Origin of the sequence: Collinsella sp. OF02-10 (assembly GCF_003463445.1) — a bacterium.
GTDB lineage: Bacteria > Actinomycetota > Coriobacteriia > Coriobacteriales > Coriobacteriaceae > Collinsella.
Map to the genome: position 1 here is coordinate 256,925 of NZ_QSCW01000001.1, position 24,900 is coordinate 281,824.

Sequence of the window (24,900 nt, forward strand, 5' to 3'; positions counted from 1 at the left end):
TCGAGCAAATGCTCGACCGACTCACACACTTTCCCTCAGCCTTTATCATCCACACGGGAGAAAAGTCAGCAACGTCACCGCAGGGCCCGCCCGCCGAGAGGGGTTTCCAAAGGGCACATCCTTTATTCAAAACGAGCGGCCGAGCAATTGCTCGGCCGCTCACCTTCTTTCCCTCAGCCCTTTTTCATCCGCGCGGGAGAAAAGCCAGTAAGGATACCGTAGGGCCCACCCTGGGAGTGTTTTCTTCTGAGCGATCCCGCAGCGCGAAGCGCGAGGACCAGCGAAGAAGAAAACACGCAGGGGCGGGCCCGGACAGGTTAACTTACTCCTTCTCGACCGCGCGCATGATCGCCTTGTAGATCTCCATCAGCGGGATGATCAGGAAGGCCAGGCCCAGCGCGGCAAGAACGCCCTTGAGCTCAAGCGTCACGGGGCCAAAGAACATCTCGGCAAGCGTCGGCTGCACGGTTACGATCACCGTCAGCACCAGCGCCAGCGCGGCGGAAGCCCACAGCCACTTGTTCTGCTTCTTCATGGTGAACAGCGACGCACGACGGCTGCGCATATTGAAGCAGTGGAAAATCTCAACCATGTTGAGCGTGATGAACGCCATCATCACGCCTTCCTCGTCGGCATTGCCGGCGATCATATCGGCGATATGGATGTAGCCCATGTCAAAGTACACGCCCACAAAGAAGCTCGCCAGCACCAGCACGGTGATGATTAGGCCCTGGACCACACAGTCCAGACCCATATGTCCGGCAAAGACACCGTCCTTGGCGTTGCGCGGCTTGCGCTTCATGATGTCGCCCTCGGCATCCTCCATGCCCAGCGCGAGCGCGGGGAAGCAGTCGGTGACCAGGTTCACCCACAGCAGCTGCACCGGCTGGAAGATGGTAAAGCCGATGAGCGTGGCGATAAACACCGAGAACACCTCGGCAAGGTTGGCCGAAAGCAGGAACTGGATGACCTTGCGGATGTTGTCGTAGATGCGACGGCCCTCTTCGCAGGCACCGATGATGGTGGCAAAGTTATCGTCGGCGAGCACCATGTCGGCGACGTTCTTGGTGACGTCGGTACCAGTAATGCCCATGCCCACGCCGATGTCGGCGCGCTTGATGGACGGGGCGTCGTTGACGCCGTCGCCCGTCATGGCCACGATCTGGTCGCGCGACTTCCAAGCCTCGACGATGCGTGTCTTGTGCTCGGGTTGGACGCGGGCGTACACGCCGTAGTCCTCGATGTGCGCGTCGAGCTCCTCGTCACTCATGCGATCGAGGTCGGCACCGGTGATGGCATGGCTGCGATCGGTGACGATGCCCAGCTGCTTGGCGATGGCCACGGCGGTGTCGATGTGGTCGCCCGTGATCATGACGGTGCGGATACCGGCATCGTGCGCCTCGCGGATGGCGTCGGCGACCTCGGGGCGGACAGGGTCAATCATGCCGGACAGGCCGCAGAAGACCAGGTCGTGCTCGAGCGCAGCGGGGCTGCAGTCGCTCGGGACCTCGGTGTAGGTGCGGCTTGCCAGCGCCAGCACGCGCAGAGCCTCGTCGGCCATGGCCTTGTTGGCGGCCACGAGCTCGGCGCGACGCTCCTCGGTCAGCGGGACGACCTTTTCGCCCTCGTAGATATGGGTGCACAGGCCGATCACCACGTCGGGCGCGCCCTTGGTGTACTGCTCGTACTCGCCATCCAGGGTCTCGACGATCACGGACATCATCTTGCGGCCCGAGTCGAACGGGGCCTCGCCCACGCGCGGATGCTCGGCAGTCAGGCCGGTGAGGCCAGCCTTGCCGGCGTCGTTGACGAGCGCGCACTCGGTCGGCTCGCCCACGGCCTCGCCCAGCTCCTCGTCCCACTGGGCATCGGAGCAAAGGGCCATACCGGCCAGGAACTTCTCCTTAGGCGCAGCGAGCTCGTGCTTGACGACGGTCATCTTGTTTTGGGTAAGGGTACCGGTCTTGTCGGAGCAGATGGTCTGCGTGCAGCCGAGAGTCTCGACGGCAGAGAGCTTGCGGATGATTGCCTGGCGCTTAGCCATCTTGGTCACGCCAAGCGATAGCACGATGGTCACGACGGCGACCAGGCCCTCGGGGATGGCAGCGACGGCGAGCGAGACGGCGACCATAAAGGTATCGAGCAGGGCGGTCGGGTCGGTAAGAACGTTGCCCACGCCGTGGCGGATGATATCAACGCCAAAGATGACGACGCAGATGACGATAACCATAATGGTAAGGATGCGGCTGAGCTCGGCGAGCTTCACTTGCAACGGCGTGAGCTCTTCCTTGGCCTCGGCCAGGGCGCCGGCGATCTTGCCCATCTCGGTGTTCATGCCGGTGCCGACCACGACGGCGCGACCACGGCCGTACACGACGGTGGAGCCCATATAGCACATGTTCTTACGGTCGCCGAGCGGCACGTCATCGGTGCCCGCAGCGAGCTCGATCACGTTGGCGTGCTTCTCTACGGGCACGGACTCGCCGGTGAGCGCGGCCTCTTCGATCTTCATCGTGGCGCTCTCGAGCACGCGGCAGTCGGCCGGGACGGAGTCGCCCGCCTCGAGCATGATCACGTCGCCGGGCACGAGCTCGGCGCTCGGCAGGTGCACGAGCTTGCCGTCGCGCAGCACCTTGGACTGCGCCGCACTCATCTCCTGCAGGGCCTCGAGGGCCTCCTCGCTCTTGGCTTCCTGGACCACGCCCAGCACCGAGTTGACGATAACGACGAACATGATGATGGCAACATCGGCAAAGTCGGGCTCGCCCTTGACCATGCCCGTGAGCGCACTGATGACGGCGGCAACGATCAGCATGATGACCATGGGGTCGGCCATCTGCTCAAAGAAACGCTTCCACAGCGGCGTCTTCTCGGCTTCCTCGAGCTTGTTAGGGCCTGTCTTGGCGAGGCGCGAAGACGCCTCGTCGTTGCTCAGGCCGAGGTTCTCATCGACACCTTGGTCGCTGAGCACCTCCGCCGCGGCGGACAGGTATTCCTTTTGCATATAGAGTCCCCTCCTGGGATTCGGGCCACTCAGCAGATTGATGCCCGATCATAATTCCCAGGAGAAGGGCAAGGGCTCATCAAGGCTGCCGTGCTGAGCGGCAGTTGATAGTGGAGCTATGGTACCCCAAAGAGACGCGTCTAGCCAAAACAATCGGTTTGGAAATATGGTCCGCACGCAACGGTGCAGACCGTGTGATGCTCAACATTGGTAAAACGTTTTTTCTTCGGCACATCGCCAAACTGACATATCGCCCAGATAGCAGCGGTTGGAGTGGTTGGTAAAGATTTTTCATATACCGTTTTTCCCGCAAAAAATGAACTTCCATTTCGGCATACGGTCGATTTTTTGGGGTATTCGGTCGGCATTTCGTTATAATCATCTCGGTTTTATTTCTTATGGTTTATCTATCAGCGCAAGACGATGTCAGATGGAGGTCTGAATGTACAAGCGCACTAAGATTGTATGCACCATGGGTCCCGCCTGCGATAGCGACGAGACCATCCGCGAGATGATCAAGGCGGGCATGAACGTCGCCCGTTTTAACTTCTCGCACGGCTCCTACGACGAGCACCACGGTCGCATCGAGCGCGTCCGCCGTATTTCCAAGGAGCTCGGTCTGCCTGTCGGCATCCTGCTCGACACCAAGGGCCCCGAGGTCCGCACCGGCCTTCTGGTCGACGGCAAGAAGGTTGCCGTCAAGACCGGCGATAAGATCGTCGTCACCGCTCAGCCCACGTCCGAGGATTTCCACGGCACCGCTGAGCACATCTCCCTCGACTACCTGGCTCTGCCTTCCGAGGTCGAGAAGGGCTCCCTCATCCTGATCGATGACGGCCTGGTTGCCCTCGAGGTCGAGTCCGTCAGCGGCCAGGACATGACCTGCGTCGTTAAGAACGACGGCCTGATCGGCGAGCGCAAGGGCGTCAACATGCCCAACGTCAACATCTCGCTGCCCGCCATCACCGAGCGCGATCGTCAGGACATCCTCTTTGGCCTGACCGAGAACATCGACTACATCGCCGCTTCCTTCATCCGTGACGGCGAGTCCGTCCGTGGCATCCGCAAGCTTTGCCGCGAGAACGGCGGCGAGCACGTGACGATCTTCCCGAAGATCGAGTGCGCCCTGGGCGTCGAGAACTTTGACGAGATCCTCGAGGCTTCCGACGGCATCATGGTCGCCCGTGGCGACCTGGGCATCGAGATCAAGCCCGAGCTCGTTCCCCACATCCAGAAGGAGATCATCGCCAAGTGCAACGCGGCCTACAAGCCCGTCATCACCGCTACGCAGATGCTCGACTCCATGCAGCAGAACCCGCGCCCGACGCGCGCCGAGGTTGCCGACGTTGCTAACGCCATCTACGACGGCACCGACGCCGTCATGCTCTCTGGCGAGTCCGCTGCCGGTAAGTACCCGGTCGAGGCCGTCAAGATGCAGGCCAGCATTGCTCTCGAGACCGAGAAGTACCTCCCGGCCCACGCTCCGCTCGAGGTTCCGGCCGATGCTCACGGCACCCGCGTTGTCAACAACGTTGTGGGTATGTCCGCTGTGAACATGGCCACCACCGTTGGCGCCAAGTGCATCACCGTGCCGACGACCACCGGTCGTACTGCTCGCCTGATCTCGCACTTCCGTCCCAACATGCCGATCTGCGCGTTCTCCCGCCACGAGTGGGCCGTCCAGCAGATGATTATGTACTGGGGCGTTATCCCGCATCAGGCCGAGATTACCCAGGGCACCGTCAACGGCACGATCGTCAAGGCGATCGAGACCGCTAAGGAGCTCGGCTACGTCGAGGCTGGCGATTTGACCGTCGCTACCGCCGGCGATCCCCGCATGAGCGTCCAGCTCGAGGACAAGGTCTCCTCGACCAACGTCGCTTACGTCGCTCAGGTGCGTTAAGTCGTACTTGCAAGCATGTTTGCATTGCAAAGGGCCCGGAAGGCTTCGCCTTCCGGGCCCTTTTTCTGTGTCAATGCCGGCACACGACAAAACACGCACCCATTTCTTTACCAAAAGCGCGAAATCCACCTTTCGAGGCCCAAAAATAAAGTCCCAAGCGCTAAAAGTGTTCGCCCGATGGCGAAACCACACCTTACCCGACGCTGCTAAATCGTTTTAGCAAGAGCCAGATCGACCGCGTTTTCGGAAGTATGCGGCAAATTCTGAGACCTCCGAGCACACCCCGTTTTTTCGCAACAAAATGCCTGATAAACTGGCCTCAAAAGCCAGGTCTGCTCACAGGGTTCAGATTTTGCCGCATACTTCCGAATTGACGCTGGCATCGCACGGTCCAAAAGCACATTTCGACCAGGAGGATATCATGGACCTGACGCTATGCGGTCAATCCGCTTTTTACTATCACCGTATCCCGCCGCAGGTATTAGGGCTTTACCCCGCTATTAGCCTTGGCAATATGGATCGCAGATGTTGCGGCCTCGGAAGTCATGCAGTTGTAAAAGACCTGCTTCACGCACCGCTTCACAGGCTTGTATTCACTCGAGCACAATCCGGGTCGCGAAGCCTGTTTAAATCGCACCTCCTGACCCAAGAGCCGCCTCCCGGGTCGTTTAGGCAAACTGAACATGGATTTGATGTCACGTCGCCCGAGTTTACGCTGCTCAGCCTTGCTACGCAGGTCTCACGCAACCAGTTACTCATGGCTTGCCACGAGATGTGCGGCTCCTTTGCAGTGTTTAAGCCCTGCGAGCGAACGCAACAACAACTCGATGAAGCCATTTCGCTTAAGCTCATTCCACCCAACTGCGGTTGGGAGCGTGTTGTCGACACCAAGGGCAATGACACCAATTTGTGGAAGCGCCCGCCGCTCCTCAGCGCGGCGGATATCGCCGCGTTCGCCAAGCAGGCTGCAGGCCTGCGCGGCGTTAAACAACTGCGCTGGGCGGCCGAGCACATGACGGGGCAGACCGCCTCGCCCTTCGAAGTACAGACCTCCATACTTGTCTCGCTCCCCCGCAACGAGGGCGGCATGGGTATCAACATCGCAAACAACGTGCGCATCCCACTCAGCGACGCCGCGCGCTCACTGTATGACAAAACCTGCTGCTACGCCGATATCCTCATCGAGAGCAACACCGACAGCATGGGCGTCATCTTGGAATGCCAAGGCCGCTCCGCCCACGATGGCGAAGCCGCAAGTCTCTCCGATGCCGAGCGCACCACCGCCCTCACAAGCATGGGCTATGACGTTATCCAGATAACCTATGAGCAAATCAAAGACACGAAGAGCTTTAACAACATCGCCGAACTCATCCATAAAAAGGCAGGGCTCCCCTACATCCCAAAGACCGATCAGGAACGCACCACCGAAGATGCCCTGCGGCGGGAGCTATTGGTCGATTGGGATGAGCTGTTCGCCGTCAAGCCGGCCAGCTAGCAGCTAGCGATCAGGGGGACTGCGGGAACGTCAGAAGCAGCAACGCGAACCGCAAATCCCGCCTCGGTTAGCTCGATGACCTCGGTAAACGTTGCATCGAAAAACTCCTCGGTTAGCAGGCGATACGGCGGATGATCGGGCTCGCCGGGGTTTTCGCGTACAATCTCGTGCATGACGCCGATAGTCTTGAGCACATATTCTTTATGGATGGGATACTGCCCAAAACGCGTCGCAGCGGTATAGAGGCGATCGGTCGCACGCGGAATGGAAACGATGCCCAGCGTCTTGCCAAACCAGTCAAAGTCGCCTTGCTTTTTAATGCGGAATTCCTCGCACGGCTTGCCGCCGTGCGCTTCCAGATACTGGTTCACACGCGTGTTCCATACCGTGTCGGCCACCAGATGCGACCAGACGCCCAGCGTTAAATCGAGCAGCGACTGCGCCACATCTTCGGACGCAAGCGAGAACTCACAGGCGCCGGGACCGACAACCGGCTCGGCATCCCTGTAGCGCTGAGGATAGTGCACGCGGTTCAGTCGCTCGCGCTCCTCGACAATCGAGGTAGCCTCAGCAGGTTCGCCCGCGGGTGCGCCTTTAAGCAGCGGCGCCACATAGGTATCCCAGAACTCGTGCTCGCGCGGCTTAGGGATAGGCTCGGGGTTTGCAAAGTGTGTAATGCGATACGGAATGGGATCAGCGATACCAGGGACCATATAGCCCACGAAGATATCCGGAACCACGCAGCCAAACAAAAAGGCATTGCGGTCGCGCACGCTATTGGCAAGCGCGCCGGTGCGCTCCAGCAAACGCTCCGTTTGAGCGATATGAATGTTCCAACTTGGCATAGCCACCCCCATAAAACCTGGATAACTATACCATCACGGCAAAGCCGCGCGGGCCGCTACGCACGCTCTACGCAGCAACTATTCCGCAGCGCCGCTCTCGGTTCCATACGACGACACCGGCACCTCGACCACATGGTGATATCGATCGATATAGATGGCGCGGGCACCCAGGCGTCGCACCAAATCTTGATGGTGCGTACTCATCAAAACCGTCTTACCGGCAGCAACGTAGGTCAGCAAAAAGTTGACTACGATGTCGCACGAGTCCTCATCGAGCCCGTTGGTGGGCTCATCGAGCACTAGGATATCGGGGTTCATCGATACGACCGCAGCCAGCGCAACGCGCTTCTTTTGCCCGCCCGAAAGCTGATAGGGCGAGGCATCGACCAGATCGGCAACCTGGAACAGCTCCATGGCATCGCGCACGCGGCGCTCGAGCTCGTCTGCCGGCAGCCCCATCTGCGCGGGACCAAAAGCAACTTCCTCGCCCACCGTAGCGCAGAACAGCTGGGCGTCGGCATTTTGAAACACAAAACCTACGCGCTGATGAAAACGCTGAGCGGCCGCGGAATCCTTGAGATATGCCGCATCGATCACGTGCCCGTCAAACAGGTACGCACCCGCGTCCGCTAGTTCAAGACCGTTGATAAGGCGCATAATCGTCGTCTTACCGCAGCCGTTGGGACCGAGTAGGGCAACGAGTTCACCACGATCGACCTGCAGCGACACACCATCGACAACCGTATGCCCCGCATAGGAGAACACCACGTCGCGAAACTCGATGAGCGGCACGCTCTTGGCGCCAGTAGCACCGCTCGCGCCCATCACGCCATTCGTATCGTTTGCCAAAACGTCGCCCTTCCCTATCCACATCGACGGCTCGGCCGCCCGCGCTACAGCACCGCGCACAACGCGGCGAGCAGCACCACGACGGCCGCATAAACCGCATCGCGCCAGCCAAAGCCGCTCCGCCCGGGCGCCGGGTACGCACCGGCAAAGCCGCGGCAGAGCATAGCCTCGTCCATCGCGTGGCTGCACTCCATCGCCTTGATAAAGGTCATGCCCATGATACCCGCGATCGAATCGGTACGCGAAAATCCCTCAGGCGCACGGCCAACGCTGCGCAACATGACCGATTCGCACAGATCGTGCGCCGTGCATCCCAGCACCTCGATATGCTTGAGTGCCATATCAAAGGTAAAGATGACCTCGTCGGGCAGGCGCAGCATCTTAAGCGCCGCCGACATGCGACTCCAGGTGAGCGTCCACGAAACGCCCAGCACCAGCGACACGTTAATGAACGTCTTGAGTGCAATCTTGAGCATGGCGCCCGTGGCGGAAGCACCCAGCAGCAGGGCAGGCAGCGCCAAAACCACGGCAAACCCCGCGGCAGCCAACGCCGGCACAAAGGTAGCGCACAGCCCGCGTACAGGGCGCACCGCGACCAGCACCAACGCGATAGCCGCCATCAACATGAGGTACAGCGGGCTCTGCGTCAGGCACACGCACAGAACGCAGACGAACATCCCCACCAGGCGCACCGGAGCCGAAACGCAAGAAAGGGCACGGTCGACCATCGACCCGCCCTCGTTCGCGCCTCCACCCAGGCGAACCCGCTCAAGCAGGCTCGCCAGGTGCAGGACATTCTTTTGCATCACACGATGTCGAGCCCCCGCGGGCTCGTAACGCTGCTCGACCGCAAGCCAGCTAGGCAGCTCGGCTATTGCCATGAGCACCGCTTTCCTTGACCGTCAGCGAGACCAGGCGGAATGCGATGGTGAGCACCGCCACGCCAATCACGCCCGAAAGAATATACATCGCGGCCTGGCCGGCAAAGCCAAGGCCCTGCTCCTCGGAATAGGCCTGCAGGTAATCACCCGTAGGTAGAGCGTCGGCAAAGGTCGGGGTATCGAGGCCGACCGAAGCCTGCAGGCTGTCGTCGCCAGCCTCCTGAACGGCGGTCGCGGCGCCCTCGGCGTCCCACTCACCCCAGGCGTCACCGGTGGCGAGCAAGCCGAGCGGCGTAGCCACGACAAGCACGGCGACCAGAATGAGCGTGGGAATCAGGGAAGTCTTCTTGGCGGTACCATCGGCGGCAAGCTGGCCATCGGCGGCTTCGGGGCCGACGATAATGCTCGGCGCCGTCTTCTTAATGAAGCCGTAGATGGCGGCCGTCGCCACGCCCTCGATCACGCCGGCAACCAGCATATGCGGGATCAACATGGCCGGAATAGCCACGGACAGCGGGAAGGGGCAGTACAGAGGGGCGCCCGAAGCGTTGGTGAAGAGCATCGGCTGAATACCAAACTCGATTGCCGCGCACAGGGCCGCCAGGCACAGGCCGACCCAACCGCTCACGATGGCAGAAACCGAGGTGCCCCAGCTCTTGTCGTGCAGACGGCTGTTGAGCGCACGGAACACGATAGCAGCGACAAACGGCAGCACAAAGGCCATGTTAAAGCAGTTGGCGCCAAACGACAGAACGCCGCCGTCGCCAAACAGCAGCGCCTGCAGCGCCAGCGCGACCGAGACAGCGATAGCCGCGGCCTCGGGGCCCAGCAGCAGCGCGATGAGTGCGCCGCCGACGGCGTGACCAGTGGTGCCGCCGGGCAGCGGCACGTTGAACATCATGAGCAAAAAGGAGAACGCAGCGCAAATACCCAGAAAGGCCATATGCTCGCGATCGAGCGTGGCGCGCACTTTCTTGATGCAGTGAACCCATACGGGCACCATCGCCACCGCCATAACGGCATCGGTCTGCGGGGACAGGTAGTTATCTGGAATGTGCATATACGCCTCCCGGTTGCCGGCACATGGGATTGCAGCGCCGCTTGAACCATTTCATCAGTGTTACGAGCTAGATGATTCGTAACACGCCGCAGGCTATGATAGCAAAACGGCGCGCCGCCACAAAAGCAGCACGCCGTTATGTAATGCGCGTGTCATATATGCAGGCTCAGCGATGCGTTATACCGAGCATAGCAGTCACGCAGGATCGGCAGCAGCCACCGCTGACCTATACCCATCGCAAGCCCTAGCCGCGGACCTCGCCGTTTACGCCTTTGCATACCTTGGTGACAATCTTCTGGTGCGCTTTCTCGACCTCTTCGCTGGTAAGCGTGTGGTCGTCGGAGCGATACGTAAGCGCAAAGGCCATGGACTTTTTGCCCGCTCCGATGCGGACGGGATCGCGGTAGACGTCGAACAGGCGCACGCCCTCGAGCAACTTACCGCCGGCGCTCGCAATGCGGCGCTCAAGATCCTCACAGGTCACGGAGTTGTCAACCACAATGGCAAGGTCGTGCTCAACGGCCGGGTACTGCGAGAACTCGCGATAGTTCTCCTGGTTGCGGGCGCCCTTGATCAGCTTGTCCAAGTCGAGCTCAAAGGCAACGACGACCTCATCGATGCCCATCGCCTCGCGCGCCTCGGGGTGAATCTCGCCGACCCAGCCCAGCACGGTTCCGCCGGACAGAACCTCGGCCGCACGACCCGGCTGCAAGAAAGCGTAGCCCTCGCCCTCGACGGGACGGAAGCGAACCTTCTCGATGCGCAGCTGGGCGAGCAGCTCCTCGACAATGCCCTTGCCAAAGAAGAAGCGCAGCTTACGGTACTTCATGTTCCAGGACTGCTCGCTCCACTGGCCCGAGAGCACACCCGCCACGGACTTGGTCTCCTTGGGCAGGCTGGCGTTCTCGCGACCGTGGAACAGGCTGCCGACCTCGTACAGGTGCACGTTGGGCGTGCCGTGGGCCTCGTTGTAGGCCACGGACTGCAGCAGGCCCGGCAGCAGCGAACGACGCATCTCGGTCTGCTCGGCCACCAGCGGGTTCATGAGCACCACGGGGCAGCCGCGGCCTTCGGTGGACATGCCAATCTTCTCCAGGTCGCCCGGGGCGGCAAAGCCAAAGGTCGTGGTCTCGTTGAGGCCGCAGGCGCGCAGGATCTCGCCGACCTTGCGGGTGAGCTTCTGCTCGCGGGTCAGGCCGCCGATGTGGTTCTTGGCAGCCGGGATGGTCGCCGTCACACGGCCCATGCCCCATAGGCGCAGGACCTCCTCGATCAGGTCAATCTCGCGCGGCAGGTCGGGACGGAAGCTCGGCGGGGTAACCATAAAGTCCTCGCCGTCGCGCTCGACGGTGCAGCCCAGACGGGTAAGCGAACGCTCGATAAAGTCGGGCTCGATGTCGGCACCGCAGATGGCATGCACGCGGGCCAGGCGCAGCTTGATGCTGTCGATAGTCTTGGGCGCGGGGAAAACATCGACATAGCCGGGAGCAACCTCGCCGCCGGCGATCTCCTCGATGAGCGCGCAGGTAACGTTGGCGACATCCACGCAGCCAGTCTCGTCAACCTGGCGCTCAAAGCGAATGGAGGCGTCGGAGATCAGCGACAGATCGCGGCTGGTGTGCGAGGTGCGACCGGCGTTGAAGCAAGCGCTCTCGACCATCACGTCGACGGTGTCGTCCTCGATCTCGGAATCCATGCCGCCCATAACGCCGGCCAACGCCACGGGGCGCTCGCCGTCGGTGATAAGGCCCATGCCGGCGTCGAGCACGCGCTCTTCGCCATCGAGCGTCGTGAATTTCTCATCCTGCTGGGCGGCGCGAACCACCACGCGACGGTGGCCATCGCGCTCGGCAAAGGTGTCCAGGTCAAAGGCGTGCAGCGGCTGACCGGTGAGCATCATCACGTAGTTGGTGATGTCGACGATGTTGTTGTGCGGACGCACGCCCAGGGCGTTGAGGCGCTTGACCATCCAGTCGGGCGACGGGCCGACCTTCACGTTGCGCACGATGCGGGCGACATAGCGGTCGCACAGGCCCTCGTCGGCAATCTCGACGGAAAGCTCGTCGTCGGTCGCGCGGCCAGTCTCCGCCTTGATGGCGGGCAGCTCAACGTGGAAATCGCGATCGAAAATGGCGCCGGTCTCGCGGGCCATGCCGATCATGGACAGGCAGTCGGGGCGGTTGGGCGTGATCTCGCAGTCGAGCACGGTATCGCTCGAGCCCACATACTCGGCAAACGGCATGCCGCAGGGCGTGTCCTCGGGCAGGATCATGATGCCGGAGTGGTCGCCGCCCAGGCCGAGCTCGCGCGCGGAGCAGTTCATGCCCATGGACACGACGCCGCGAAGCTTGCTCTTCTTGATCTTGATGTCGCCGGGCAGCTCGGCGCCGATCATGGCCGTGACGATGTGGTCGCCGGCCTCAAAGTTCTGCGCTCCGCAGACAATCTGCAGCGGAGCGGGGTTGCCGTCAGCGTCGAGGTTCTTGTCGCCCACGTCGACCGAGCACACATACATGTGGTCGCTATCGGGGTGCGGGGTCTTGGTGAGCACCTGGGCGGTCACCACGTGGTCGAAGGACTCGCCCACGGTATCGATCGCCTCGACCTCGGTGCCGGTACGGATATATTCGTCCGAAAGGGTCTTGGGATCCTCCGGAATATCGATCATGGTCTTGAGCCAGTCGTAAGAAACACGCATCTAGCTCTCCTTTCATACTGAAAGCCTGCGAAGAAATGCAGGTGGAAACTTCAACTTTGTGAACATTCCTTACAAAGCGAGGGTTGTCCAAGTGCGGCAGATCGGCCCGAAAGAGGAGCGCCGCGTACTTTGGTACGCAAGCGACGAATGAGCGCCGAGGTGCCGTGCTTGGGCAAGCCGCAGCCTAGAACTGATTCAAGAAGCGCATATCGCCCGTCATGAGCGTTCGCAGGTCGGGCAGGTCGTAGCGCAGGGCCGCGACGCGCTCGGCGCCAATGCCAAAGGCGAAGCCGGTGTACTTCTCGGGGTCGATGCCACAGTTGATCAGGACGTTGGGGTCAACCATGCCGCAGCCCAGGATCTCGATCCAGCCGCTGTGCTTGCAGAAGTTGCAACCCTTGCCGCCGCAGACGTGGCAGCTCACGTCCACCTCGCAGCTGGGCTCGGTGAAGGGGAAGAAGTGCGGGCGGTAGCGCGTCTTACGGTCCTCGCCAAACATGCACTTAACAAAGTAGTCGAGCGTGCCCTTCAGGTCGCCAAAGGTGATACCCTCGTCGACGACCAGGCCCTCGATCTGGTTGAACTGCGGCAGGTGACAGGCGTCGGCCGTGTCGGGGCGGTAGACGGTGCCCGGGCAGATCATGTAGATGGGCGGCTTCTGCGACTCCATAGTGTGGATCTGCACGCCCGAGGTCTGGGTGCGCAGCAGCACGTCGGACTCGCCGTGGGCGTGAGCCTCGGGGTGCGCAACGCTGCCGGGATTGTTGTCGACCACGTAGAACGTGTCGCGGGCCGAGCGGCTCGGGTGATCCATGGGGGCGTTGAGCGCGGTGAAGTTGTAGTAGGAGGTGTCGACCATGGGGCCGGACTCGACGGTGTAGCCGATGCCGCAGAAGATGTCCTCGGCCTCCTCGATGATCTGCTTGATCAGGTGCTGGTGACCGATCTGCGGACGGACGCCCGGCAGCGTGATGTCGACGGCGTCGTGCTCCAGTGCGCGCTTGAGGGCGGCGGCCTTCATCTCGGTGGTGCGCTCGTCGAGCATGCCCTCAATCAGCTGGCGCATCTCGTTGGCTCGCTTGCCCATCACGGGACGATCCTCGGGGGCGAGCTTGCCCATCATGCGCATCAAGCCGGTGATACGACCCTTGCGACCGAGCAGCTCAACACGCGCAGCCTCGAGCTTGGCGGCGTCGTCGGCGCCGGCGACGAGCTCCTTGGCCTCTTCCTCGAGTTTGACCAGATCATCAATCAGACTCATGTCTTCCCTTTCGTCTCTCGCGCATCCACTTGCCGCGGCGGCTGGAGCCACCCGGAGCTGCGGATGTGCGGCCCGGTTCGGTAACAAAAAAACCGCCCTCGGGCATGTGCATTGCCCAAGGACGGTTGAATTCCGCGGTACCACCTTGTTTGACCCGGCGGATGTCTGGCCCGCCGCGCCCACTCTGTGCCCCTTGTCGCGAGGCTCACGGCTTCCCTACTGGGGCTTCGCCGCCGCTGGCCGCGTGCCCGTTGAGGTCGCTGCTCGGGAGTGAACGCTTGGCCCTTGTCACCGCAGGAAGGCTCGCAGCCCATGACCTTCCCTCTCTTGCCGGCGACGCGGCGGGCAAAACCCTCTCCGTCAACGCATTGGGCTATAGGATAACACATTCTGCGTGTGCATCGCCGCGTTCCGTTTTGTTCGCACTGGGTACAAGGCAGGTAGCTGTGCAAACTGGCCGCGCGCCCACTCGAAGCGCTCGGCTCACGAGATCAAGGATATGGTATGGGAAAGAAACTCGATAAGAAGGCCGAGCCTGCAGCGGGCAAGACATCCAAAGGCATGAAGGTCGATAAGGCCGTCAAAAAATTCCGCAAGCTCGAAGGCAAGCTGTGGACTCGTGAGTACCTGCTCAAGATTGCCGAGTTTGACGGCGCGACCATTGCCCCCGCCAACGGCGCAGCAGCGCGTGTCGACGCCATGGGCACGCTTGCCGGCGAGCATCACAAGCTGCTGACCAGCGAGAAGTCCGTTGAGCTCGTACGCTCGTTAGCGCGCGAGACCGTCGCCGGCGGCAAAATCGACGACCCCCAGCTGCTCGACGAGATCCGTGTGCTCGGCCGCGATCAACGTGAGGCCAGTGCCATCCCCACCGAAGAAGCCGAGGCCTGGACCAGGCTCACCTGCGAGGCGGACGCCGTGTGGCGCAAGGCCAAGGCAGCCAACGACTGGGCGAGCTTTGAGACCTATGTGGATAGAATCGTCGCCCAACTTAAGCATCAGGCCGAGCTCATGGACCCCAAGCGCGATCCATACGACGTTTGGCTCGACCAGTACGAGCGCGGCCTTTCCGCCAAGAGCTTCGACGCGTTTTGCGACGAGGTCAAGGCCACGGTCGTGCCGCTCGTGCACGCCATCGGCGAGCGCGGCCAGCAGCCGGCTGCCGACTTTTTGCACGCCCACGTGCCCGAGGCTGCCCAGCGCGCCATGAGCTTCGACCTTATGAAGCTTGTCGGCCTGGACCTGGACGACACCACGCTTGCCTTTACCGAGCATCCGTTTAGCGAGGGCTTTGCCGTGGGTGATGCGCGCATCGCGACGCACATCTACGAGGACGACTGCATCTCCAACGTCTACAGCATCATCCACGAGGCGGGGCACACCATGTACGAGCTGGGCGTCAATCCCGCCTACGCGCGCACCTGCCTGGAGGGCGGCACCTCCATGGGCATCCACGAGAGCCAGAGCCGCTTTTTCGAGAACACCGTGGGTCGCAGCCGCGCCTTTATGGGCCCGCTGCTCGAGGTGCTGCGTCGTCACGCACCCGAGGTCTACGGCGACGTCGACGAAGACACGCTCTACCGCGCCGTGAACATCGCGCAGCCGTCGTTGATCCGCACCGAGGCCGACGAGCTCACCTATCCGCTGCATATTATGGTGCGCTACCAGATCGAGCGCATGCTGTTTGCCGGCGAGGCTGCGGCCAAGGACATCCCCGCGCTTTGGAACCGCTTTATGGACGAGTACCTGGGCATTCCCGTTCCCGACGACACGCACGGCTGCCTGCAGGATACGCATTGGAGCGGCGGTTCGTTTGGCTACTTCCCCACGTATGCGCTGGGTAGCGCCTACGATGCCATGTTTGTGCCGGCCATGTGCCGCGACGGCGTCGACCTTACCGGTGCCTGCGCGAGCGGCGACTTGGCACCCGTCCGCGCGTGGCTGGGCGAGCACATTTGGCAGTGGGGCCGCGCCAAGGACGCGCCGGAGCTTATCGAGGGTGCATGCGGCATGGCGTTCGATGCCCGCTACTACTGCAGCTACCTGCAGGACAAGTTCACCACGCTGTACCAGCTGTAAAGCTTAAGCAACACGCAACGCAAAGGGGCGCCGCAGGATCTATCCCGCGGCGCCCTCTTTTTCCACCTAGTCATTCGGGTTTTGTCAATAAGGATAGAGAAAAAAGTAAATTATTTTTATGAGGTTACAACATCGGATTGAATAAGGCGCAGTACCTTGTCGGTAAAGGTTTCCCGGCTGGTCTGGCTGAAATGGAAATAAATATCAAAGGTCGTACCGCCAACGGTCTTTACCATATCGGGTGGCGGTACGTCCGGGGCGGGTGAAGCGTTGCCGCCCGCCATCACGGGCAGGGGGATGGCCTTGCCCTCTCTGCTGGTGCTGTCGCTCCCCTCCGGGGCGGGGATGGTGCTGGTGATCGTCATGCTGGGGTCGTAGGTCATAGGCTCTCCTTTCATCATTCATCAAAGTTAATCCACGTGAGCGCCATTTTGCCGCCCACGTTGGAGTGGGGGAAGGGGAATGTATTAGTCCCCCTTTGAGGACTGTCCACAAGCCCCCTGATTGCAAGGCTTTTCAGCCTCTAAATGTCCACGCCTGCGGCGTTCCCGTTCGCTGGCAGCTTTCTTTCTCCGGCGCACATTGGCGGCGCACTCGTCACAGTATTTGCCCCGATTGGAGCGCGGCACGAACATCGCCCCGCACTCGGCACAGGGCCGCGCCTGTCCTCGGTGGAGCAAGGCGGCACACAACCCCTTGTCTGTTGGCAGGACGGCGGCGCGGAACCATTTACAGACCAGGGAATAGGTGATACTCTGGACGCAGACACAAGGCTCCCAGCCGTCATCAAGAGCAAGACAGTTGCCGCCGTCATAATTGCAGCAGTCATGCACCAGCCGCCGGACGGCTCGGTACTGCTGGTAGGTCAGTCGGGGAATGCCGTTCACCGCTCCACCTCCCGGCGTTTCTGCTGGGTCTGCTCCTGCTGGTGTATGGCAGCATCGGCGTTCCGCTTCACCTGTTGAAGCCGCCGCAAATCGTCTTGGATAGGCTTGTACTGCTCATACTCGGCTGTGTACTCCTGGTGAAGCCTCGCCTGTTCCTGTTCCCACGCATGAACGGGGATTTTACCAGCAGGGGAACGGTGCTTGTCCAGCTTCCGGCGGGCCATGTGGAACGTCCTCAACTCGTTCTCATGCTCCCTCTCGAATTTTTCCCGCTTGCCCTTCCACTTGATACCCTGCAACTCGTCATAGACGGGCTTGGTGTCTCGGTAGAGGTCAACAAGGCGAAGCAGTTCCTTCAATTCGTTCAGACGGTCACGCTTCGCTTTCATGGATGTGTTGATGGCCTCCGTTCGTTCACTCTGGGCGGCGATATGGGTCTCTAAATCTTCCAGCGTAGCGATGCCCCTCTCGGTCAGAAAATTGATGGCCTCGGCAAAACCTTTAAGATTTCCAATCCTGGCGTTGCGGCTCCATGCTCCGGCGTTCCGGCCCTCATAGTAGTCGGTCAGCAGGGCGGCAAGGGTCGGGGCCTGGGGCTTGCTCAATTCTTCTTTTATGGCCTTAATCCAATCCGTCAGGCCGGCGATTTTCTTCCGAATATCCCGCAGAATGTTGTTGGCCTTTTTTATCCAGCGGTTCAGATCGCCCTTGTCGGTGGGGATGCCCTTGGCCTCCATCTGGCGGACGGCCACGCCCTCATGGACGGTGGGCAGCAGGTCAAGGCCCTGACGCTCATAGGAGCGGTGGTCGATGCGGCAGGTCAGCCCCTTTTCCTCAAACTTGGCGTTCACCATAGCGGCCCACGCCTCCCGCCAATGTTCCAGTGTTTCCGGGCTTCCCCAGTCGGTAGTGGGAACAGCGTCAAAGAGGGGCTTGCCGTCCTCTCCCATAATGCGGTTCCCGTCCTCGTCCAGACGGTAGCGGCGGCGCTGCTTGCACCCCCATTTGCCGTCTGGCTCAATGGGCCGGATGGGGCAGAGAACATGAAAGTGCGGGTTAGGAATACCGCCGTCCTCCTTGTCCGGCTGGTGGATGGCAAAGTCGGCAATCATGCCCCGGCCCACAAGCTGCTCCGAAACAAATTGCCTTGCAAGAGCGATGTTTTCCTCCAATGAAAACTCGTTCTGCAAGGCAATGTCAAAGCTATATGCAAGCTGGGCTTTCTTGCCGCGCTCGGCCTTCTCCACGGCGTTCCAGAGGGTGGCGCGGTCTTGGTACTGGTTGGGGGCCTGGGGCGGCAGGAGAATGTCTGTGCAGACCACGCCGCCCTTGTGGGTGTAGTCGCTGACCTCGCCATAGTATTCGCTATACAATTTCTCCCCGGCTCGGTAGGCGGCGGACGTGACAACAGACTGTCCCGCGCTCCGTTTGACCTGGGTAACGTGGAGATGGAACAGGGCCAATTATCCGCTTTCCTGCTGGTCAGTGGCTTGGCTCACCAGGGCGGCAACTTCCGGCAGGGAAAAGACCTTTTCCATCAAAAGAAAAAAGGCCCTTTCGCTCATGCCGCGCACCTCCGGGGCGATACTCTCCACCGCTCCGCCACGGGTGATAAGTCGGTGGTTTCGCTTCTTCCTTTCGCCTTGGGTGTAGTAGCGGATGCGGTTCTCATACCGCTGGCCTCTGTGCTGGTACTGCTCCAACTTAGCGGTGGCCTCAGCATACTCTTTCTCTAATTCTTCGCGTGACTTGTCCATCGTGTTTGACCTCCTTCTTGGCAAAACAAAAGACCGTCTACCTGCTGTGTCGGGTAAACGGTCAAGGGTAACGGTATTCGGTTTTAGCCTCGCTGGAAAGGTGCAGACGCAGAGCGGATGTACCTTTCCAGCGAGGGCGCAGGGATAGCCGCAAAGCGGCGCAAGGGGCGCAGCCCCTTGTACGGAGCGGAGCGACGCAAACGGCCCGGACTTTCGGAAGTCCGGGCCGTAGCCTCGCAGAGCGCACGATACATGGTCGCAGACCATGTATAGAAGTGCGCCCTTTGTTCCAAAGGGATTTTATAAGTCCATCATTGATGGGAGAATTTTGTTGAACATATGGCGCACCTTATCAATCCGGGTGTTTGGGCGGCGTGGCTGAAAAACTGGTTCGCCGCTGGCGATTTGATACCCCTTCAATTCTGTTAAACAAACGCTTCTCCCGTTTGTATAAAAGGTGAGGTCATTGCGGTACTCTTGCACACAGCGGGCAGGGATTTCGCCAGTAATAATCACCTCGCTGTTTTTAACCTGGGTCGTTTCAATACTCGCGCAATATTTTGGTGCGTCATGATAAGCTCTGGAGAGATATTCCTGCGGCGCATAGAGTGTAAAAGAAAGATATGGTTCCAATAGCTGCGTCCCCGCCTTTTTCAACACCTGCTCCAATACAATAGGTGCCAATGACCGAAAGTCTGCGGGAGTGCTGACCGGACTATAATAAAGCCCATACTCAAAACAGATTTTACAGTCCGTTACCTTCCATCCATACACGCCTTGTTCCAGACCGTAGCGGATACCATCCAATACAGCGTTTTGAAAACTCTGATTCAAGTATCCAACGGAAACTTTGCTCTCATACTGCACTCCGGTGCCAAGGGGGAGAGGGGTGACGGACAGCCCGATGGACGCCCAGAATGGATTGGGCGGCACTTCGATATGAATGGTGTGACTTACCGCTTTCAATGGCCTCTCCATATAGATGACGGTAGGTTCTTTTGCAGTTGTGTTGAGCTGATATTTTTCCACCAGAAGATCAGAGATAACTTCCAATTGTACCCGGCCCAAAAAGGAGAGAATGATCTCATGGGTCACAGCGTCTACTTCATAGCGCAGAAGCGGGTCGGTATCCGCAATTTCTGTCAAGGCGTTTAACAAGCGTTCCCTCTGTTCTGGTTTCTCTGGTGCAATTGTTGTCCGCAGCAAAGGGAGAGGATTGTCGCTCCACGTTTCACGGGGCAGCAGCAGTTTGTTTCCCAGCACATCATTCAGCCGCAAACTGTCGCAGGGTACAATGACGATCTCGCCCGCATGGGCAATCTCTGTTCGGACAATCTCACCCTTTGAGGGGATACGCATTTCCGTAATTTTCAGTTTTTCTTTCCCTGCCAAGGCTACGGAATCCCGCAAATGAAGCGTACCGCTATACAACCGCAGATAGGCAAGGCGTTGGCTCTGGTTTGCGTACTCAACTTTGAACACAGTTCCGCACAATTCAGAGCTGTTCTGCCCGGTGGGTGATTGGAATGTATCTGTGACCGCTTCAATGAGTTGTCGGATTCCCAAGTTTACCTTGGCACTGCCATGATAGACCGGAAACAGAGAGACGCTTTGGATTCTCCTGTTTTCCTCCCGCAGAAGTTCTTCTTTGTCCATTGGTTCTCCGGCAATATATTTCTCCAACAATTCATCACAGTCCGCAATCACGGTATCCCAATTCTCCAGCCCCATGTTTTCCATGATGGATATATCCGGGGAAAGCTGCACGTTCTGCTTAATAATCATATTTGCGGAGAGCTTATCTCGGATAGACTGATACACACCTGGCAGGTCAATCCCGTCCTGGTCGATTTTGTTAATAAAGATAACAGTTGGGATTTTCATTACTTGCAGAGCATGAAACAGAATACGGGTCTGCGCCTGAACGCCGTCTTTTGCAGAAACAACCAAAATCGCTCCGTCAAGAATGGCAAGGGAGCGATAGACCTCCGCTAAGAAATCCATATGCCCAGGAGTATCCACAATGTTGACCTTACAATCGTGCCACTGAAAGGAAGTGACCGCCGTTTGAATGGTGATTCCACGCTGCCGCTCTAAAAACATGGTGTCCGTTCTCGTTGTTCCCTGATCCACACTGCCGGGCGCCTCGATTGCTCCGCTGGTATATAACAGGCTCTCCGTCAAGGTCGTCTTACCTGCGTCTACATGAGCAAGAATGCCAATATTGATGATTTTCATATGATTGTCCTCCATACAAGGCCCAGAAGGGCGCAAAAATCCCCAGCGACAAATACTTTTACCGCTGGGGATGATAGGTAGGACACACATGAAAACTGCGGCCAAGGCTGGCCGTTGTCTATCACGATATGAAATGAAAAGGCAAAAGTATTCTTAAATTGGGTACAAAAACCAAGCCCTCTCCTTGAGGACGTTTGTCTTTGTTCCCATTATCAAATTTTATTTAAGAATACCTTGCCGCATATTGATAAACTCCTTTGCTTGGATTTTTATAGTATAGCATATCAAATTCCCAAAAGCAACCCTGTTAAGATAAATTTTTTCTGTCACTGCACCTCCCTTGATTCTCATCTTCATTGCAACAGGCTCAGGACTCAGCGCAACGCGTTGCGCTGAGTCCTGAGGCGCGAATCCGGGTAGGCAACCCCAGAGGGGCCGGAATCCCCCGGCCCGCGATGGAGGGAGGCCGGCATGTCCAGACCCAAGCCGTCCGGAAGGTCGTACGGGAGGCTCACGAGGCACGAGAGGAACACGGTCGAGAGGATGCTCGACCGCAACCGCAGCGCCCGCGAGATCGCCGCGGAGCTCGGCAGGTCGCCCTCGACCGTGACCAGGGAGGTGGCGGCGCACCGCTACGTCACCGCACCGCGCTCGCGCTACGGTGAGCCCGCGCCCGCGGGCCTGTCGGGGGCCTGCCCCAGGCTCTCCTCGTGGCCGAGGTGCTGTAACGGCTGCTCGCACAGGAGGGGCTACGGCTGCTCGAGGAGGCCCAGGGTGTTCTACAGCGCAAGGAGGGCGCAGGAGGCGGCCGACGCCGAGCTCTCGGCGAGCAGGTCCGGGATCGACGAGACCGAGGAGGGCGCCGCCGCCAAGCTCGCGGCCATCAGGGACGGGCTCGCGCGCGGGCTCTCCCCGCAGCAGATAGCGGCGACGACCCCCGGGCTCAACGCCTCCACCGTCTACAGGTGGGTGGACGCCGGCTACGACGGCATGACGAACATGGAGCTCAGGCGCAAGGTCGGCTACAGGCCGAGGTCGCGCCGGGCCCCGGGGAGGGCGACGTCGCACTCGGCGCGCAGGTCGCACGCGTCGTTCCTCGCGCTCGGCGAGGACGCCTGCGCCGCGGCCTGGGAGATGGACACCGTCGAGGGCGCCAGGGGCGACTCCGCCAGGCTCCTCACGCTCCTGCACCGCCCGAGCCGCTTCCAGCTGGCCCTGCCGCTGCCGGACGGCACGTGTGCCTCGGTCCTGGCGGCGCTCTCCTCCCTGCGCGGGGTCCTCGGCGAGGACGGCGCGAGGCGCGCCTTCGGCGCCGTGCTCACCGACAACGGGAGCGAGTTCGCCGACGAGGGCGCCATCGCGGCGCTGCTCGGCGAGCGGGACGGCGAGACCAGGCTCTTCTACTGCGACCCCCGGCAGAGCCAGCAGAAGGGCGCGTGCGAGAAGAACCACGTGGAGATCAGGAAGCTGCTGCCCAAGGGCGCCGGGGCCAGGTTCGACCGGCTGGAGGCGGCGGACTGCGCGCTGCTCATGTCGCAGGTGAACTCCGAGCCGAGGGGGGCGCTCGGGTTCCTGACGCCGGCGCGCGTGCTGCGGATGGCCCTCGGGGAGGACGCCTCCGCCCTCATGGACGCGTTCGGGATAGAGGAGCTGGCGCCCGGCGGGCTCGACCTCACGCCCGGCTGCATCGACAGGGCCAGGGCCGCGAGGGGCGAGGGGCCGCTGGCGGGATAGGCGGCGTGCCGGGACATGGGCCGGAGGGCCCGTTGCGCTGAGTCCGGAACGGCTGCGCGGCGGGCTGGCGGAGCATGCGGCGGCGGCATGGGGGCACCGGCCTCCATAGCCTCTCCACCTGCGGAAACGATGCGACGGCCAGGTGCCGGGAGCTATTCCCTCGTTGCGCTAGCTGCGGAAACGCGGGACCCGTTCAGGCTGTTGCGTTGAGATTGAAAATCAACCGTTGTCATTGGCGGCGATAAAGCGGACGTTGTACTCGTCAAAGGTGCGTTTGAGCAAGCCGACCTCCACCACGTCACGGCCTATTCTGCTCTGGTCTTTGACAATGACGGTAGCCACATTTCCGGCCCGTATCTCGTCCACCATAGCGTCCAGGCCGGGCCGCTTGAAGGTCGTTCCCCGCACCCCGTCATCGGTGAAGTGGCGGACATTAGTGAAGCCATTTTTTCGGGCGTAGTCCTCCAGGATGCGCTTTTGATTTTCTACGGACACGCTCTCGTCAGACCGCCCATCGTCGTGAGATAACCTTTCGTACAATGCTGTGATTTTACCCTTTTGCTCCTGCTTCCTCATGTGTGTAACCTCCTGTTTTGTATTTTCACGACCTTTCTATCCTTATTATAGTGACCCTTTGGGGACGTTCTTAAATGACTACTCTTTGAACGTCAACCATGTTGACGCCGATGTCCTGGCAACGTCAGCGAAAACAGCCCCAAGCGAGCAAGGTGACGTGAAATGAAAGAGCGCTGACCTTCTGGTCGCGCCCTTGAAATTGAACGTCAGATTACCGCTTGGGTCCGTTTGCAGCGTCGAGCAGTTACGCGGTTTGGTAAAACCGCGTAACTAAAGGGCCTCGAGTGCGTTGGCGATGCGCTTCATGGCGGCGTCGGCGGCCGATTGGTCGGGGGCTTCGGCCAGCACGCGAATCACCGACTCGGTTCCGCTCTTGCGCACGAGCACGCGGCCCTCGCCCGCCAGCGCGGCCTCAGCCTCGACGATGGCGGTCTGCACGCCCATGTTGCCCAATGCGGCATCCTTGTCGGCCACGCGCACGGCCACCTGCGCCTGCGGTAGCAGCTTGCACGGAGCCGTGAGCTGCGAGAGCGTCTCGCGCTCGGCGCGGATCACTTCCATCACGCGCAGCGAGGTCATAATGCCGTCGCCCGTGCGCTCGATATCGCCAAAGATCGTATGGCCCGTCTGCTCGCCGCCTAGGCTGTAACCGCCCTCGCGCATCTTGGCATACACGTGACGGTCGCCCACACCGCTGGTCACGGCACTTAGGCCGGCAAGCTCCAACGACTTGATCAGGCCAAAGTTGCTGGCAATCGTCGGAACCACGGTACCGCCCGAAAGGCGACCGTGCTTGTTCAGGTACACGCCGCACACGTACAGGATCTGGTCGCCATCGACCACGCGGCCGCGCTCGTCCACGGCCAGGCAGCGGTCGGCATCGCCGTCATAGGCAAAGCCCACGTCCAAGCCCTGCTCCACCACATGGCGCTGCAGACGCTCCATATGCGTGGAGCCGCAGTCGACGTTGATGTTAAAACCATCAGGCGCGGCATTGATCACGCGCACGTCGGCGCCCAGCGCGTCGAACACCGGCTTGGCCACCGAGGACGCCGAGCCGTTGGCGCAGTCGATGCCGATCTTGACGCCCTGCAGCGAAAAGTTCGCGCTGGCGATGAGCGAGGCAATGTAGCGGTTGCGGCCCTGCATGTAGTCCACCGTGGCGCCGATGTGGTTGCCCGTGGCCAGCGGCACCTCGCTCTTGCCATCGACGCAGTCTTCGATGAGCTCCAGTACGTCCTCGTCCATCTTAAAACCGTCGCTATTGACGAGCTTAATGCCGTTATCGCAAAACGGGTTGTGGCTCGCGCTGATCATGATGCCGCAATCGAAGCAGCCTTCCACGGTCTGATGCGCTACGCCCGGCGTGGGGATCACGTGCAGCATATAGGCGTCCGCACCGCTCGCGACCAGGCCGCTCACCAGCGCCGCCTCGAACATATAGCTCGAGCGACGGGTGTCCTTGCCCACGATCACGCGCGCCTTGCGCTCGCGGTTGGCGCCGTAATACCAGCCCACAAAACGGCCAATCTTATAAGCGTGCTCTACCGTCAGCCCAACGTTGGCCTCACCGCGAAAGCCGTCGGTGCCAAAGTACTTCATGCGCTCTCCTTACAAAATAGGGGCGGACAGA

The 24,900-nt window shown here is 60.5% G+C and carries 18 protein-coding genes; 4 read left to right on the forward strand and 14 right to left on the reverse strand.

The genetic code is table 11. The features are described 5' to 3' along the window. Nucleotides 1-322: 322 nt before the first annotated feature. Complete coding sequence (locus DXA43_RS01135) at nucleotides 323-3,004, reverse strand: cation-translocating P-type ATPase (protein WP_117806012.1); 2,682 nt, start codon at nucleotides 3,002-3,004, stop codon at nucleotides 323-325. A 442-nt stretch (nucleotides 3,005-3,446) separates the two neighbouring features. Here DXA43_RS01135 and pyk point away from each other — a divergent pair, with 442 nt between their 5' ends. Both pyk and DXA43_RS10155 read left to right on the forward strand, forming a co-directional pair. Further along, nucleotides 3,447-4,907, forward strand: a complete 1,461-nt coding sequence (pyk, locus tag DXA43_RS01140; protein ID WP_117637393.1) for a pyruvate kinase — start codon at nucleotides 3,447-3,449, stop codon at nucleotides 4,905-4,907. Nucleotides 4,908-5,328: 421 nt separating this feature from the next. Then, complete coding sequence (locus DXA43_RS10155) at nucleotides 5,329-6,402, forward strand: hypothetical protein (RefSeq protein ID WP_158564919.1); 1,074 nt, start codon at nucleotides 5,329-5,331, stop codon at nucleotides 6,400-6,402. Here the strand turns inward: DXA43_RS10155 and DXA43_RS01150 are convergent. The 6 genes from DXA43_RS01150 to pheS all read right to left on the reverse strand — a co-directional run bounded on the left by DXA43_RS01150 (nucleotide 6,399) and on the right by pheS (nucleotide 13,996). Further along, nucleotides 6,399-7,247 carry a hypothetical protein gene (locus DXA43_RS01150; protein ID WP_117806014.1) on the reverse strand — a complete coding sequence of 283 codons (849 nt, stop codon included), beginning with the start codon at nucleotides 7,245-7,247 and terminating at the stop codon, nucleotides 6,399-6,401. The genes DXA43_RS10155 and DXA43_RS01150 overlap by 4 nt on opposite strands. Nucleotides 7,248-7,325: 78 nt before the next feature. After that, nucleotides 7,326-8,096, reverse strand: coding sequence for an energy-coupling factor ABC transporter ATP-binding protein (locus tag DXA43_RS01155; protein WP_233539986.1), 771 nt, complete (start codon nucleotides 8,094-8,096; stop codon nucleotides 7,326-7,328). Between the two features lie 44 nt (nucleotides 8,097-8,140). After that, the gene (locus DXA43_RS01160; RefSeq protein ID WP_117806016.1) at nucleotides 8,141-8,977 is read right to left on the reverse strand and encodes an energy-coupling factor transporter transmembrane protein EcfT; all 837 of its coding nucleotides are present in this window, start codon (nucleotides 8,975-8,977) and stop codon (nucleotides 8,141-8,143) included. Next, nucleotides 8,955-10,037, reverse strand: a complete 1,083-nt coding sequence (gene cbiM, locus DXA43_RS01165; protein WP_117757543.1) for a cobalt transporter CbiM — start codon at nucleotides 10,035-10,037, stop codon at nucleotides 8,955-8,957. Before cbiM ends, DXA43_RS01160 begins: the two co-directional genes overlap by 23 nt. A gap of 244 nt (nucleotides 10,038-10,281) precedes the next feature. Next, nucleotides 10,282-12,735: a phenylalanine--tRNA ligase subunit beta gene (pheT, locus tag DXA43_RS01170; RefSeq protein ID WP_117806017.1), complete on the reverse strand. Its 2,454-nt coding sequence runs from the start codon at nucleotides 12,733-12,735 to the stop codon at nucleotides 10,282-10,284. A 184-nt stretch (nucleotides 12,736-12,919) separates the two neighbouring features. Further along, nucleotides 12,920-13,996 (reverse strand): phenylalanine--tRNA ligase subunit alpha, encoded by a 1,077-nt coding sequence (gene pheS / locus DXA43_RS01175; RefSeq protein ID WP_117806018.1) that lies wholly within the window; start codon nucleotides 13,994-13,996, stop codon nucleotides 12,920-12,922. A gap of 504 nt (nucleotides 13,997-14,500) precedes the next feature. Here pheS and DXA43_RS01180 point away from each other — a divergent pair. Beyond that, the gene (locus DXA43_RS01180) at nucleotides 14,501-16,075 is read left to right on the forward strand and encodes a carboxypeptidase M32 (RefSeq protein WP_117806019.1); all 1,575 of its coding nucleotides are present in this window, start codon (nucleotides 14,501-14,503) and stop codon (nucleotides 16,073-16,075) included. Nucleotides 16,076-16,191: 116 nt separating this feature from the next. On the opposite strand, the gene DXA43_RS10350 is transcribed toward DXA43_RS01180, so the two are convergent. The 5 genes from DXA43_RS10350 to tet all read right to left on the reverse strand — a co-directional run bounded on the left by DXA43_RS10350 (nucleotide 16,192) and on the right by tet (nucleotide 20,957). Beyond that, nucleotides 16,192-16,458 carry a transposon-encoded TnpW family protein gene (locus tag DXA43_RS10350; protein ID WP_035300361.1) on the reverse strand — a complete coding sequence of 89 codons (267 nt, stop codon included), beginning with the start codon at nucleotides 16,456-16,458 and terminating at the stop codon, nucleotides 16,192-16,194. 84 nt (nucleotides 16,459-16,542) lie between these two features. Beyond that, nucleotides 16,543-16,962 carry a cysteine-rich VLP domain-containing protein gene (locus DXA43_RS01190; protein WP_021631987.1) on the reverse strand — a complete coding sequence of 140 codons (420 nt, stop codon included), beginning with the start codon at nucleotides 16,960-16,962 and terminating at the stop codon, nucleotides 16,543-16,545. Then, nucleotides 16,959-18,425, reverse strand: a complete 1,467-nt coding sequence (gene mobQ, locus DXA43_RS01195; protein ID WP_021631986.1) for a MobQ family relaxase — start codon at nucleotides 18,423-18,425, stop codon at nucleotides 16,959-16,961. The genes DXA43_RS01190 and mobQ overlap by 4 nt, the downstream gene beginning before the upstream one ends. Beyond that, nucleotides 18,426-18,719: a DUF3847 domain-containing protein gene (locus tag DXA43_RS10245; RefSeq protein WP_021631985.1), complete on the reverse strand. Its 294-nt coding sequence runs from the start codon at nucleotides 18,717-18,719 to the stop codon at nucleotides 18,426-18,428. 300 nt (nucleotides 18,720-19,019) lie between these two features. Beyond that, nucleotides 19,020-20,957 carry a TetM/TetW/TetO/TetS family tetracycline resistance ribosomal protection protein gene (tet, locus tag DXA43_RS01205; RefSeq protein ID WP_117806020.1) on the reverse strand — a complete coding sequence of 646 codons (1,938 nt, stop codon included), beginning with the start codon at nucleotides 20,955-20,957 and terminating at the stop codon, nucleotides 19,020-19,022. A 471-nt stretch (nucleotides 20,958-21,428) separates the two neighbouring features. Between tet and DXA43_RS01210 the strand changes: the two genes are divergently transcribed. After that, a complete protein-coding gene (locus DXA43_RS01210; RefSeq protein ID WP_117806021.1) occupies nucleotides 21,429-22,691 on the forward strand; it encodes an IS30 family transposase in 1,263 nt (420 codons plus the stop codon). 219 nt (nucleotides 22,692-22,910) lie between these two features. Here the strand turns inward: DXA43_RS01210 and DXA43_RS01215 are convergent, their stop codons facing one another. Together DXA43_RS01215 and glmM are read right to left on the reverse strand one after the other, a co-directional pair. Then, complete coding sequence (locus DXA43_RS01215; protein ID WP_199580503.1) at nucleotides 22,911-23,267, reverse strand: recombinase family protein; 357 nt, start codon at nucleotides 23,265-23,267, stop codon at nucleotides 22,911-22,913. Between the two features lie 270 nt (nucleotides 23,268-23,537). Then, nucleotides 23,538-24,869, reverse strand: coding sequence for a phosphoglucosamine mutase (gene glmM, locus DXA43_RS01220; RefSeq protein ID WP_117806022.1), 1,332 nt, complete (start codon nucleotides 24,867-24,869; stop codon nucleotides 23,538-23,540). Between the last annotated feature and the right edge of the window lie 31 nt (nucleotides 24,870-24,900).

Excerpts from the sequence above, each read along its gene's own strand:
- DXA43_RS01215 (WP_199580503.1), bottom strand. The coding sequence starts at position 23,267 with ATGAGGAAGCAGGAGCAAAAGGGTAAAATCACAGCATTGTACGAAAGG.
- DXA43_RS01180 (WP_117806019.1), top strand. The coding sequence starts at position 14,501 with ATGGGAAAGAAACTCGATAAGAAGGCCGAGCCTGCAGCGGGCAAGACA.
- glmM (WP_117806022.1), bottom strand. The coding sequence starts at position 24,869 with ATGAAGTACTTTGGCACCGACGGCTTTCGCGGTGAGGCCAACGTTGGG.
- DXA43_RS01160 (WP_117806016.1), bottom strand. The coding sequence starts at position 8,977 with ATGGCAATAGCCGAGCTGCCTAGCTGGCTTGCGGTCGAGCAGCGTTAC.
- DXA43_RS01135 (WP_117806012.1), bottom strand. The coding sequence starts at position 3,004 with ATGCAAAAGGAATACCTGTCCGCCGCGGCGGAGGTGCTCAGCGACCAA.
- DXA43_RS10350 (WP_035300361.1), bottom strand. The coding sequence starts at position 16,458 with ATGACCTACGACCCCAGCATGACGATCACCAGCACCATCCCCGCCCCG.
- pheS (WP_117806018.1), bottom strand. The coding sequence starts at position 13,996 with ATGAGTCTGATTGATGATCTGGTCAAACTCGAGGAAGAGGCCAAGGAG.
- DXA43_RS10245 (WP_021631985.1), bottom strand. The coding sequence starts at position 18,719 with ATGGACAAGTCACGCGAAGAATTAGAGAAAGAGTATGCTGAGGCCACC.
- cbiM (WP_117757543.1), bottom strand. The coding sequence starts at position 10,037 with ATGCACATTCCAGATAACTACCTGTCCCCGCAGACCGATGCCGTTATG.
- DXA43_RS10155 (WP_158564919.1), top strand. The coding sequence starts at position 5,329 with ATGGACCTGACGCTATGCGGTCAATCCGCTTTTTACTATCACCGTATC.
- DXA43_RS01210 (WP_117806021.1), top strand. The coding sequence starts at position 21,429 with ATGTCCAGACCCAAGCCGTCCGGAAGGTCGTACGGGAGGCTCACGAGG.
- tet (WP_117806020.1), bottom strand. The coding sequence starts at position 20,957 with ATGAAAATCATCAATATTGGCATTCTTGCTCATGTAGACGCAGGTAAG.
- pyk (WP_117637393.1), top strand. The coding sequence starts at position 3,447 with ATGTACAAGCGCACTAAGATTGTATGCACCATGGGTCCCGCCTGCGAT.
- pheT (WP_117806017.1), bottom strand. The coding sequence starts at position 12,735 with ATGCGTGTTTCTTACGACTGGCTCAAGACCATGATCGATATTCCGGAG.
- DXA43_RS01150 (WP_117806014.1), bottom strand. The coding sequence starts at position 7,247 with ATGCCAAGTTGGAACATTCATATCGCTCAAACGGAGCGTTTGCTGGAG.